Annotated in this window: 10 protein-coding genes; 7 read left to right on the forward strand and 3 right to left on the reverse strand. The window is 72.6% G+C overall.

Features of this window, described 5'->3' with window-relative positions:
- The first annotated feature begins 93 nt into the window (after positions 1-93).
- Together ACWFQ8_RS22855 and ACWFQ8_RS22860 are read left to right on the forward strand one after the other, a co-directional pair.
- Positions 94-696, forward strand: a complete 603-nt coding sequence (locus tag ACWFQ8_RS22855) for a DUF4365 domain-containing protein (RefSeq protein ID WP_453788108.1) — start codon at positions 94-96, stop codon at positions 694-696.
- The gene (locus tag ACWFQ8_RS22860) at positions 696-1940 is read left to right on the forward strand and encodes a hypothetical protein (RefSeq protein WP_453788109.1); all 1245 of its coding nucleotides are present in this window, start codon (positions 696-698) and stop codon (positions 1938-1940) included. Before ACWFQ8_RS22855 ends, ACWFQ8_RS22860 begins: the two co-directional genes overlap by 1 nt.
- A gap of 37 nt (positions 1941-1977) precedes the next feature.
- On the opposite strand, the gene ACWFQ8_RS22865 is transcribed toward ACWFQ8_RS22860, so the two are convergent.
- Positions 1978-2493: a GNAT family N-acetyltransferase gene (locus ACWFQ8_RS22865; RefSeq protein ID WP_453788110.1), complete on the reverse strand. Its 516-nt coding sequence runs from the start codon at positions 2491-2493 to the stop codon at positions 1978-1980.
- 347 nt (positions 2494-2840) lie between these two features.
- Between ACWFQ8_RS22865 and thrS the strand changes: the two genes are divergently transcribed.
- Positions 2841-4817, forward strand: coding sequence for a threonine--tRNA ligase (gene thrS / locus ACWFQ8_RS22870; RefSeq protein WP_453788111.1), 1977 nt, complete (start codon positions 2841-2843; stop codon positions 4815-4817).
- A 70-nt stretch (positions 4818-4887) separates the two neighbouring features.
- Positions 4888-5448, forward strand: a complete 561-nt coding sequence (locus ACWFQ8_RS22875; protein WP_453788112.1) for an HIT family protein — start codon at positions 4888-4890, stop codon at positions 5446-5448.
- 85 nt (positions 5449-5533) lie between these two features.
- Here the strand turns inward: ACWFQ8_RS22875 and ACWFQ8_RS22880 are convergent, their stop codons facing one another.
- Together ACWFQ8_RS22880 and ACWFQ8_RS22885 are read right to left on the reverse strand one after the other, a co-directional pair.
- Entirely contained in the window at positions 5534-7201 is a 1668-nt protein-coding gene (locus ACWFQ8_RS22880) for a hypothetical protein (RefSeq protein WP_453788113.1), read from the reverse strand.
- A gap of 130 nt (positions 7202-7331) precedes the next feature.
- On the reverse strand, positions 7332-9536 hold the full coding sequence (locus ACWFQ8_RS22885) for an elongation factor G-like protein EF-G2 (RefSeq protein WP_453788114.1): 2205 nt from the start codon (positions 9534-9536) through the stop codon (positions 7332-7334).
- A 320-nt stretch (positions 9537-9856) separates the two neighbouring features.
- Here ACWFQ8_RS22885 and pgsA point away from each other — a divergent pair, with 320 nt between their 5' ends.
- From pgsA to ACWFQ8_RS22900, 3 genes are read left to right on the forward strand one after another with little or no spacing between them, the layout of a single operon-like run.
- Positions 9857-10522: a phosphatidylinositol phosphate synthase gene (pgsA, locus tag ACWFQ8_RS22890; protein ID WP_453788115.1), complete on the forward strand. Its 666-nt coding sequence runs from the start codon at positions 9857-9859 to the stop codon at positions 10520-10522.
- Positions 10522-11424, forward strand: a complete 903-nt coding sequence (locus ACWFQ8_RS22895; protein ID WP_453788116.1) for a phosphatidylinositol mannoside acyltransferase — start codon at positions 10522-10524, stop codon at positions 11422-11424. Before pgsA ends, ACWFQ8_RS22895 begins: the two co-directional genes overlap by 1 nt.
- On the forward strand, positions 11424-12596 hold the full coding sequence (locus ACWFQ8_RS22900) for a glycosyltransferase family 4 protein (protein ID WP_453788117.1): 1173 nt from the start codon (positions 11424-11426) through the stop codon (positions 12594-12596). Before ACWFQ8_RS22895 ends, ACWFQ8_RS22900 begins: the two co-directional genes overlap by 1 nt.
- Positions 12597-12617: the final 21 nt, after the last annotated feature.

Genomic DNA, 12617 nt, shown 5'->3' on the forward strand with positions numbered 1-12617 from the left:
TGCGGAGACAACAATCCTGGGGGGCCGTACACATGACCGGTCGTCACCCCACCCACCACCACGGCAGAGCCCGCAAGGCATGGGGAGCCGGCCATGGCGCTCGCGCAGCCCGAACCGGGCGGGGTGCCGGCGGGGCAGATCGATCCGCGGACCGGAGCACCGGACCACGCGCGGACCGGACCGCTGCGCGGCACACTCGCCACCACCGCCTGTATGGAGACCCTCCAAGTGGGATACCTGCACGCCGTCGCGGCCGCGGCCGGCTGCTCGCTCTCCCAGCCCTTCCCGGACAACGGCATCGACTGGCACGTCAGCCACGGCGCCCCCGAGCACGTCGTCGACGACGAGGTCACCATCAAGGTGCAGCTCAAGGCGACCTACCAGGTACCTCCGAGTCCGCCCGGACCCACCTTCGGCTTCACCCTCGACAACGAGCACCTGGTGAAGCTGGCCCGCACGCCGGTCGCCGTCCACAAGATCCTCGTCGTGATGCTCGTCCCGAGGGAGCGCGACCGGTGGCTGGCCGCCGGACACGACCGGCTCGACCTGCGGCACTGCTGCTACTGGACCAATCTCGCCGGACACCCCGTGACCGGCCGGCGCCGGACCACCGTACGGATCCCGACCCTGCGGATCTTCGACGACCGGGCGCTGTGCGAGATCATGACCCGGGTCGGGTCGGGAGGGACACCTTGATGCGCTGGCACCCGTCGCACCTCGAACCACTGCCGTCCGCGGAGTACGGGGACCCCGGCCGCTCCGCCGCACCCGATCCCGCCCAGGTCGACCCGGCGGTGCTCGGCGCCCTGCTGCACCGGCACGGCTGGCTGCGCCGGGGCGGGGCCGCCGGCAAGTACGGGCGCTGGACACCGCCGGCCGCCCAAGCGGGCGCGGCGGGCGGGGCGGCGGGCGGCGCCAGCCTGCTCGTGCCCGAGAGCCGCGCCTTCCCCGACTGCTCGGACTTGCTGGAGGAGGCGCTCACCGCGCTCTCGCGCAGCGGGCTGCCGTCCGCGCGGGAAGTGCTCTACGGGCTCACCGTGCCGAGCGACGAGGTCCGCTGGGAGCGGGAGATCCCGCCGGGACCCAACGGGCTGCACCGCGAGGCCGCCTGGACGGTGCAGGAGCAACTGCGTTCGGCCGCGGGGCAGTTGCTGCTCGCCGGGGCCCTCGCGGACCGGGCCAGGGCCGGGTACTACGGCGCCCGGCACCGGGAGAAGGCCGAACGGACCCTGGACGGGGTGCTGGTGGGGCCGGCGCCGGGCGGCCGGCGGCTCACCGCCTTCGTGCCGGTGGACGGCGGCCGGGGCGCGGTGACCCGGCTCCACCACGCCCTGCACGCCGCCCGGGAGGCCGTGGACTACCGGCGGGCCACCGGCGGTATGGAGGCCTTCGACGCCGCCGTGCCGGCCGGGGTCAGCCGGGAGCTCGCCCACGCGCTGATCGCCCTGGTCCGGGGCTCGGAGGGGGCCCGTATCGCGTTGGCCTGGGCGCCGGCGGCGGGCGTTCCGGCGGGGTGCGCGGCCCGCCCGGAGCCCGTGGAGTTCTCGCCCGGCGACCTGCCGGTGCTCCGCGAGGCGGCGGCCCGCTACACCCGCGACGAGCCCGCGGTGCAGGTCCGGATCGCCGGCGCCGTGGTCCGGATGCGCCGCTCGGCCCCCGGCGGCGGGGGCACGGTCCGGCTGCGGGTCCTGGCCGGTGCGGAGGTCCCGTACGTGCGCGCCGCGCTGGACGAGGAGGCGTACCGGGTGGCGGGGCACGCGCACCTGGTGGGGCTGCCGGTGCGGCTCAGCGGGAGGCTCCAGCGCCGGGGCGGCTTCCGGCGGCTGACGGACGCGGTGGACGTGACGCCGGTACCGCTGGACGAGGTGGAACGGGACCGGCTGATGAAGGCGCTGGACGACCCCTTCGACGCGGCGGACGCGCTGCCGTCCGACGACTAGCCGGCGGCGGCGCGGTCCCCGCTCCTCACGCGGCTCCTCACGCGCCGGAGGGGCCGGAGGGGCCGGAGGGGCCGGGGACGGCGCTGCGCGGAGCCCGGGTGAAGGCGGCCATCCGCAGGCCGGGGGCCGGGGAGAAGTCCGCTCCGCGGACGAAGCCGAGTCCTTCGTAGAGACGTACCGCGGGGGCGTTGTCGGCGCCCGTGGTGACGTGGACCGGGCGGTCCGGGAGGTCGGTCAGGGCGTGGCGCATGAGCCGGGAGGCGACGCCCCGGCGGAAGTGGGCCGGGGCCACGCACAGGCGGTCGATGAGGAGGGCGCCGTCGGCCGCCTCGGCCCAGGCGAGGAAGCCGGCGAGCTCCCCGTCCGCGCGGACGGCGCCGACCCAGTGCAGGGCCCGCGCCCGCATCGTCGCGAGGTCCTCGCGCAGGGCCGGGATGCCGTCGAAGCCGATCAGCTCCGCCTCCACCGCGTACGCGTCCAGGCCGATCCGGTGGACGGCGGCCGCGGTGGCGTCGTCGGCCAGGTCGAGCGGGCGGATCCGGGGGCTCGGCATACGGGTCCCTTCGGGGGGCGGGCGGGAGTGCCCACGCTACCCGGGGGCGTACGGAGCCCGGGGGCCGGTGGTGGGGGCCGCGGGCGGCCCGCGGGGCGGGCGGAGCGGAGGGGTGCGCGCCGGAAGTCCGCCCCACGGACCGTCCGCGGCGCGGGGCGCAGGGCGGGCGGGCAGAGGGGGGCGTGCCCGGGGGCGGGTCCGGGGACGTCCCGGAGTGTTCCGCCCCGCGGACCGCCCGCGGCTGTGGGCAGGGGCCCCGGACAACCGTTTCGCGGCGCGGCCACTCGGCTCGGTACGATTCAGGCGCGCAGTGTTCGCTCGCGCACCCCCTGAGTCAGGAGAGACCGGTGTCAGACGTCCGTGTGATCATCCAACGCGATTCCGAGCGGGACGAGCGCGTGGTGGCCACGGGCACTACGGCGGCCGAGCTCTTCGCCGGCGAGCGCACCGTCGTCGCCGCGCGCGTCGCAGGTGAGTTGAAGGACCTCGCGTACGAGGTGAAGGACGGCGAGAGCGTCGAGCCGGTGGAGATCTCCTCCGAGGACGGCCTGAACATCCTGCGCCACTCCACCGCCCACGTCATGGCGCAGGCCGTGCAGGAGCTCTTCCCCGAAGCCAAGCTGGGCATCGGCCCGCCGGTCCGGGACGGTTTCTACTACGACTTCGACGTGGCCAAGCCCTTCACTCCCGATGATCTGAAGACCATCGAGAAGAAGATGCAGGAGATCCAGAAGCGCGGGCAGCGCTTCTCCCGCCGCGTGGTCACCGACGAGGCGGCCCGCGAGGAGCTCGCGGACGAGCCGTACAAGCTGGAGCTCATCGGCATCAAGGGCTCCGCGTCGACCGACGACGGCGCGAACGTCGAGGTCGGCGGCGGCGAGCTGACCATCTACGACAACCTCGACGCGAAGACCGGCGACCTGTGCTGGAAGGACCTCTGCCGAGGCCCCCACCTTCCCACCACCCGCAACATCCCCGCCTTCAAGCTCATGCGCAACGCGGCCGCCTACTGGCGCGGCAGCGAGAAGAACCCGATGCTCCAGCGCATCTACGGCACCGCGTGGCCGTCGAAGGAAGAGCTGAAGGCGCACCTCGACTTCCTCGCCGAGGCCGAGAAGCGCGACCACCGCAAGCTCGGCAACGAGCTGGACCTCTTCTCCATCCCGGACGAGATCGGCTCCGGCCTGGCCGTCTTCCACCCGCGCGGCGGCATCATCCGCCGGGTCATGGAGGACTACTCGCGCCGCCGGCACGAGGAGGAGGGCTACGAGTTCGTCTACTCCCCGCACGCCACCAAGGGCGCGCTCTTCGAGAAGAGCGGGCACCTGGACTGGTACGCGGAGGGCATGTACCCCCCCATGCAGCTCGACGGTGGTACCGACTACTACCTCAAGCCGATGAACTGCCCGATGCACAACCTGATCTTCGACGCGCGCGGCCGCTCCTACCGCGAACTGCCGCTGCGCCTCTTCGAGTTCGGCACGGTGTACCGGTACGAGAAGTCGGGCGTCGTGCACGGCCTGACCCGTGCCCGGGGCTTCACCCAGGACGACGCGCACATCTACTGCACCCGTGAGCAGATGGCGGAGGAGCTCGACCGCACGCTCACCTTCGTGCTGAACCTGCTGCGCGACTACGGTCTGACCGACTTCTACCTGGAGCTGTCGACCAAGGACCCGGAGAAGTTCGTCGGCTCGGACGAGGTCTGGGAGGAGGCGACCGCCGTCCTCCAGCAGGTCGCCGAGAAGCAGGGACTCCCCCTCACCCCCGACCCGGGCGGCGCGGCCTTCTACGGTCCGAAGATCTCCGTGCAGGCGCGGGACGCCATCGGCCGCACCTGGCAGATGTCGACGGTCCAGCTCGACTTCAACCTGCCGGAGCGCTTCAACCTGGAGTACACCGCGCCGGACGGCTCGCGGCAGCGCCCGGTCATGATCCACCGCGCGCTCTTCGGCTCGATCGAGCGGTTCTTCGCCGTACTGCTGGAGCACTACGCGGGCGCCATGCCGCCGTGGCTGGCCCCGGTCCAGGCGGTCGGCATCCCGATCGGCGACGGCCACGTCGAGTACCTGCAGGAGTTCGCCGCCGCGGCGAAGAAGCAGGGCCTGCGGGTGGAGGTGGACGCCTCCTCCGACCGGATGCAGAAGAAGATCCGCAACCACCAGAAGCTCAAGGTCCCCTTCATGATCATCGTCGGTGACGAGGACATGGCCGCGGGCACCGTCTCCTTCCGCTACCGCGACGGTTCGCAGGAGAACGGCATCGCCAAGGACGAGGCCCTGGCGAAGCTCGCCAAGGTCGTCGCGGACCGCGTCCAGGTCTGACCGTACGGAGCCGGCCCCCGGGAAGTGATCGCTTTCCGGGGGCCTTCCTCGTACCCGCGGGCAAGGTCATATGCTGCTTCCCATGACGACTGAGCCGGAGCAGCAGATCGGGGTGGGCACGCAGGACGCGTTCCAGCGTCTGTGGACGCCCCACCGGATGGCCTACATCCAGGGGGAGAACAAGCCGACCGGTCCGGAGGCCGGGGACGGCTGTCCCTTCTGCGGGATTCCGGAGATGTCCGACCAGGACGGCCTGGTCGTCGCCCGCGGCAAGCACGTCTACGCCGTCCTGAACCTGTACCCGTACAACGGCGGCCACCTGATGGTCGTCCCGTACCGGCACGTCGCCGACTACACCGAGCTCGACGCCCACGAGACGGCCGAGCTCGCGGACCTCACCAAGCGGGCCATGATCGCGCTGCGCAAGGCGTCCGGGGCGCACGGTTTCAACATCGGCATGAACCAGGGCGCGGCCGCCGGCGCCGGGATCGCCGCGCACCTGCACCAGCACATCGTGCCGCGCTGGGGCGGGGACACGAACTTCATGCCCGTCGTCGGGCACACCAAGGTGCTGCCGCAACTCCTCGCGGACACCCGGCAGATGCTCGCGGACGCCTGGCCCACCGGCTGACGCACGGGCATCCGCGCCCACCGGCCGGCGCGCGGCGGCGCGCAGGACGGCCCGCCGCGTCACCTAGCTGTCCGGCGCGCAACACCTAGGCGTCGTACACGTCGGCCTTGCGCGGGGCCGGCTCCTGGATGAGGCCGCTCATGATCGAGGAGCGGTTGGTGAAGCGGTCGGTGTCCACGCCGTTGTCCTCCAGCACCTTGAAGGTGGCGGCGTGCACCGACCTCAGGACCGGTGCCACCGTGCGCAGGGCGTCGTCCGCCATGAAGCGGTGGCGCCACATCGAGCCCGCCCACACGTGCCGCAGGCCGAAGGGCTCGGGCAGGACGAGCTTGCCGCCGAGGAAGTCGAGTATCGGCGGGTACCAGGTCAGCGGCGCCCGTACGGCGAGGCGGACGACCTCGGCGGCGTCGACCAGCGGGAGCGGTCGCTCCACGGTCTCCCAGAAGCGGATGCTCTTGGGCACCTCCACCACCGGGGCCTTGGCCTTGGTCGTGAACAGCCCGTGCACGGGTCCCAGGGCGTGCGCGGTGACGTCGATGCGCAGGGTCTTGTAGAGCACGGTGACCGTGACCAGCATGGTGATCACGAGCTGGCCGTCCCAGAGCGGGTACTGGATGCCCAGGTAGTGCCGGTTCCCCGCGCTGAACTGCTGTTCGTTGCAGATGCGGGTGATCTCGTGCGGCTTGATCAGGAACGTGTCCATGTTCTCGCCGGTGGGGCGGGCCACCTCGGCGGCGCCCTCGCCGACCGGTGTGACGATCCAGTGCTGGATGGCGGCGGCCGGGAAGCCGCCGGTGTGCAGGGGGCCTCGCTCCAGCTTGCGGAGCTGAGTGTCGATCGCGCGTATGACGTCCCAGCTGCGGAAGGGATGGATCTCCGCGCCCTCGGTCTTGGGGGCGAGTTCCTCGGCCATCTGCCAGTTGCCCCAGCGGGTGCCCATGCCGAGTATGCCCTTGGGCCCGGCGTAGAAGACGTGGTTGCTGCGGTCCTCGGCCGTCAGCTTGGCCAGCTGGCGGCGCAGGTCCTCGCGGGCCTTCTCGTCGGGGTTGCCCGGCACGGCCTCCGGGATCTTCGCGCCGATGCCGCCGCCGTCGAGCAGGCCGTCCCAGCGGGAGCGCAGGTCGGCGGCGGTGGACTCGCAGAGCCGGCGGGCGAGGAGCCAGCCCAGGACCGGGGCGATGATCATGCCGCGCAGGTAGAGGCCGAAGAAGCCGGTGAACGGCAGCCGGAACATCAGCACGGCCACCACGACCGCGACGCCGACCAGCAGGGCGGTGCCGACCCAGGACGCGCGCTTGCCCGCGCCCGAGGACAGGCTCTTGCGGAGCTGGAACAGGCCCAGCCACAGCAGCAGTCCCGGCAGGAACAGCACCCCGCAGACCAGCATGATCAGCCGGAGCTTCTGGTCGCGCTCCTTGCGGATGCGGGAGGCGGCCAGGCAGTGCTCGACCACGGTCTGCGGATCGGCGCCGAAGGACTGGATGATCGGCTTGCGGGCCCCGCCCAGCGTGCGGGCCTCGACGGCCCGGCAGAAGGCCTCGCCGAGGTTGGGTTCGAACAGGGAGATCTTGGCCGGCTTGACCGACGCCGGATGGTTCTCGCTGTTGGCGTCGAGGATCGAGGCCAACGCGGTGTCCTTCGCCCCGTCGCGGTACGCGGCGGAGGCGAGCGCGTTCGTCGCCGCCGTCTGTCCGCCGCCGCCCTGGAGGGGAATCTGCGCCCCGGGCCTGAAGTCGAATCCGTCGTCCGCCACCGCTGCCCCCGTCGCTGTGCGTTCCTGCTCCTCGGTGCACCGATGAGCATATCGGCGGATCTCGCCCCATGGTCATGGGACAGGGAAATGCCGCCCACCGCAAGCGGGTTGGACGGGCGGCGTCCCGGAGTCAGCTCGATCTGCTCCCCTTCCCGGCCTGTTCGCGCACCTTGTCCGCGATCTGTGGGGGCATGGGTTCGTGGCGGGCGTAGGTCCGGGCGAAGCGGCCGGTGCCGTGCGAGACGGAGCGCAGCTCCACGGCGTAGCGGCCGATCTCGATCTCCGGGGTCTCGGCCCGCACCCGGGTGCGCCCGGGTCCGGCCTGTTCGGTGCCGACGACCCGGCCCCGGCGGCCGGCGAGGTCGCTCATGACGGGGCCGACGTACTCGTCGGGGATCTCCACGCAGAGCTCGGCGACCGGTTCGAGCAGATGGGTGCCGGCCCCGCTGGCGGCCTCGCGCAGGGCGAGGGCTCCGGCCGTCTGGAAGGCGGCGTCGGAGGAGTCCACCGAGTGCGCCTTGCCGTCGCGCAGGGTGACGCGGACGTCGACCAGCGGGTACCCGGCCGAGACGCCCCGGGTGGCCTGGGCGCGTACGCCCTTCTCCACCGAGGGGATGAACTGGCGGGGCACGGCGCCGCCGACGACCTTGTCGACGAACTCGATGCCGCTGCCGGGCGGGAGGGGTTCGACCTCGATCTCGCAGATGGCGAACTGGCCGTGGCCGCCGGACTGTTTGACGTGCCGGCCGCGTCCGGCGGCCGTGGCCGCGAAGGTCTCGCGCAGGCTAACCCGGTGCGGTACGGGGTCGACCTGGACCCCGTACCGGCTGCGCAGCCGCTCCAGGGCGACGTCCTGGTGGGCCTCGCCCAGGCACCACAGGACGAGCTGGTGGGTGTGCGGGTTCTGCTCCAGCCGCATCGTCGGGTCCTCGGCGACGAGGCGGGCCAGCCCCTGGGAGAGTTTGTCCTCGTCCGCCTTGCTGTGGGCCTCGACGGCGAGGGGGAGCAGCGGGTCGGGCATGGTCCAGGGCTCCATGAGGAGCGGGTCGTCCTTGGCGGAGAGGGTGTCGCCGGTCTCGGCGCGGGTGAGCTTCGCCACGCACGCCAGGTCACCGGCGACGCACCGCTCCAGGGTGCGCTGCTGCTTGCCGAAGGGCGAGCTGAGGGCGCCCAGCTTCTCGTCCACGTCGTGGTCCTCGTGCCCCCGGTCCGCGAGGCCGTGGCCGCTGACGTGCACGGTGGCGTCGGGGCGCAGGGTGCCCGAGAAGACGCGGACGAGGGAGACGCGGCCCACGTAGGGGTCGGAGGAGGTCTTGACGACCTCCGCGACGAGGGGGCCGTCGGGGTCGCAGGTGACGGCGGGCCGGGCGGAGCCGTCGGGGGCGGTGACCGGGACGGCGGCCCGTTCCAGGGGAGTGGGGAAGCCGCCGGTGATCAGTTCGAGGAGTTCCGTGGTGCCGAGGCCCTGGCGCGCGCCCTCGGCGGCGGGGGCCGCCATCAGGACGGGGTGGAAGGTGCCCCGGGCCACGGCCCGCTCCAGGTCGTCCACCAGCGTCTTGAGGTCGATGTCCTCGCCGCCGAGGTAGCGGTCCATCAGGCTCTCGTCCTCGCTCTGCGCGATGATCCCCTCGATGAGGCGGGACCGGGCGGCGCTGATGAGGTCGAGCTCGGCGGGGTCCGGGTCGCGCTCGACGCGGGAGCCCGAGGCGTACTCGTAGACGCGCTGGGAGAGCAGGCCGAGGAGCCCGGTGACGGGGGCGTGTCCGTCGTGGCCGGCGGGCCCGTACAGGGGGAGGTGGAGCGGGACGACGGCGTCGGGGTCGTCGGCGCCGAAGATCTCCCCGCAGACCGTCGTCATCTGCGCGTAGTCGGCGCGGGCGGCTTCGAGGTGGGTGACGACGATGGCCCGGGGCATGCCCACGGCCTCGCACTCGTCCCAGACCATGCGGGTGGCGCCGTCGATGCCGTCCGAGGCCGAGACGACGAAAAGGGCCGCGTCCGCGGCGCGCAGACCGGCCCTGAGTTCTCCGACGAAGTCGGCGTATCCGGGGGTGTCCAGGAGGTTGATCTTGATTCCGCCCCACTGGACGGGGACGAGGGAGAGCTGGACGGAGCGTTGTCGCCGGTGCTCGATCTCGTCGTAGTCGGAGACGGTGGCGCCGTCCTCGACCCGGCCGGCCCGGTTGACCGCTCCGGCGGTCAGGGCCAGCGCCTCGACCAGCGTGGTCTTGCCTGATCCGCTGTGGCCGACCAGCACGACGTTGCGTACGGAGGAGGGCCGGTCGGCCGTCGGTGCCCTGCCGGCGGCTCCGGTTTGGTGTGAGGTGGCTCCCATGGTGCTCGTGCCTCCCGCTGGTGACGGTGAGGACCCTCGACGGACCCTCGGAGGAGGAATACGGGGTTCTTCGAGCTTTGCACCGCTGTCACACGGCGTCCATACGTCGTACCGGCGACGGATGGGCGGGGCACGGCGGGGGTGCGGGCGGGGCACGGGCGGGGCACGGGAGCCCCCCTCGGGAGGGGTCCGCGACGTGACGCGCGGCTCACGTGGCCCGAACCGGTGGGTGCGCGGCGTCCGAGAGGCGCTCTGCTGGCTACGATGGGCCAGCCGGTGGCCGTGGTGGCCGTGCGGCCCAGCGACCCTCCGGGAAGGCCATGCTGAACAAGTACGCGCGTGCATTCTTCACGCGTGTTCTCACGCCATTCGCCGCTTTTCTGCTCCGGCGGGGGGTGAGCCCGGACGCGGTCACCCTGATCGGCACGGCCGGAGTGGTGGCGGGAGCGCTGGTCTTCTTCCCCCGGGGGGAGTTCTTCTGGGGCACCATCACCATCACCCTCTTCGTCTTCTCCGACCTGGTGGACGGGAACATGGCCCGCCAGGCCGGTGTCTCCAGCCGGTGGGGCGCGTTCCTCGACTCCACCCTGGACCGGGTCGCGGACGCGGCGATCTTCGGCGGCCTCGCGCTCTGGTACGCGGGCTCCGGGAACGACAACGTGCTGTGCGCGGTGTCGATCTTCTGCCTGGCCAGCGGCCAGGTGGTCTCGTACACCAAGGCCCGCGGCGAGTCGATCGGGCTGCCGGTGGCCGTCAACGGACTCATCGAGCGGGCCGAGCGGCTGGTGATCTCGCTGTTCGCGGCCGGTCTGTCCGGGCTGCAGATCTTCGGGGCGCCCTCGTGGATCGGCGTCCTGCTGCCGGCCGCGCTGTGGATCGTGGCCGTGGGCTCGCTCGTCACGCTGATCCAGCGGGTGGTCACCGTACGCCGTGAGGCCGCCGAGGCCGACGCCGCGGCCGCCGTCGCCGAGGGCGGTGCGGCCTGATGGGGACGACGCGGGACAAGCTGGTCGACGGGCTCTACGGGCTCGGCTGGGCCGGGGTCAAGAAGCTGCCGGAGCCGGCTGCCGTCGCCCTCGGCCGGCGGATCGCCGACTTCGTGTGGAAGCGGCGCGGCAAGAGCGTGCTGCGACTGGAGTCGAACCTGGCACGGGTCGTGCCGGACGCCGGGCCGGAGCGGCTGCGCGAGCTTTCGCAGGCCGGCATGCGGTCGTACATGAGGTACTGGATGGAGTCCTTCCGGCTGCCGACCATGGACCCGTCCCGGTTCGCCACGGAGGTCGAGTTCACGGACGAGCACCTGCTGCGCGACGCGGCGGCCTCCGGGCGCGGAGTCGTCGTCGCCCTGCCGCACCTCGCCAACTGGGACCTCGCCGGGGCCTGGGCCATCAGCCACATCGGCGTCCCCTTCACCACCGTCGCCGAACGGCTCAAGCCCGAATCGCTCTACGACCGCTTCGTCGCCTACCGGCAGAGCCTCGGCATGGAGGTGCTGCCGCACAACGGCGCCGCCGCCTTCGGCACCCTCGCCCGCCGGCTCCGCTCGGGCGGCATGGTCTGCCTGGTCGCCGACCGGGACCTGTCCGCCTCCGGTGTGGAGGTGGACTTCTTCGGCGCCCGGACGCGCATGCCCGCCGGGCCCGCGCTGCTGGCCCAGCAGACGGGGGCGCTGCTGCTCCCGGCCACCCTGCACTACGGCGACACGCCGAAGTTGTACGGCCGGATCCACCCGGCGGTGGAGGTGCCCGCGAGCGGGACGCGGATCGAGAAGACCGTGGCCATGACCCAGGCCCTGGCGGACACCTTCGCGTGGGGCATCGCCGAGCACCCGGAGGACTGGCACATGCTGCAGCGGCTGTGGCTCGACGACCTGGAGGAGCGCCCGTAGTGAAGATCGGCATCGTGTGCCCGTACTCGTGGGACGTGCCGGGAGGCGTCCAGTTCCACATCCGGGACCTGGCGGAGCACCTGATCCGCCTCGGCCACGAGGTGTCGGTGCTGGCCCCGGCCGACGACGAGACCCCGCTGCCGCCGTACGTCGTCTCGGCGGGACGGGCGGTGCCGGTGCCGTACAACGGGTCGGTGGCCCGGCTGAACTTCGGCTTCCTGTCGGCGGCCCGGGTGCGGCGCTGGCTGCACGACGGCACCTTCGACGTGATCCACATCCACGAGCCGACCTCGCCGTCCCTGGGCCTGCTGGCCTGCTGGGCGGCGCAGGGCCCGATCGTGGCGACCTTCCACACCTCGAACCCGCGCTCCCGGGCGATGATCGCGGCGTACCCGATACTCCAGCCCGCGCTGGAGAAGATCAGCGCGCGGATCGCGGTCAGCGAGTACGCGCGGCGCACCCTGGTGGAGCACCTGGGCGGGGACGCGGTCCTGATCCCCAACGGCGTCGACGTGGACTTCTTCGCCAAGGCCGACCCGAACCCCGCCTGGTCCGGGCAGACCCTCGGTTTCATCGGCCGCATCGACGAGCCCCGCAAGGGCCTGCCGGTGCTGATGGCGGCCTTCCCGAAGATCGTGGAGGCCTGCCCGGACGTACGGCTGCTCGTCGCGGGCCGCGGCGACGAAGAGGAAGCGGTGGCCTCCCTGCCGGCGCCGCTGCGCTCCCGCGTGGAGTTCCTCGGCATGGTCTCGGACGAGGACAAGGCGCGGCTGCTGCGCAGCGTCGACGTGTACGTCGCCCCGAACACGGGAGGCGAGAGCTTCGGCATCATCCTCGTCGAGGCGCTCTCGGCGGGCGCGCCGGTCCTGGCCTCGGACCTCGACGCGTTCGCGCAGGTCCTGGACCAGGGCGGGGCGGGAGAGCTCTTCTCGAACGAGAACGCGGACGCGCTGGCCGCGTCGGCGATCGCCCTCCTGCGGGACCCGGCCCGCCGCGCGGAACTCAGCGCCCGCGGCTCGGCGCACGTCCGCCGCTTCGACTGGTCCACGGTCGGCGCGGACATCCTCTCGGTGTACGAGACGGTCACGGACGGCGCGGCGGCGGTGGCGGCCGACGAACGCATCCCCCTCCGCACCCGCCTCGGATTCTCCCGGGACTCCGCGGAGTCCTGACTGGAGTTCAAGGTTCACCTC

The organism is Streptomyces sp. NPDC055254, from assembly GCF_053606025.1.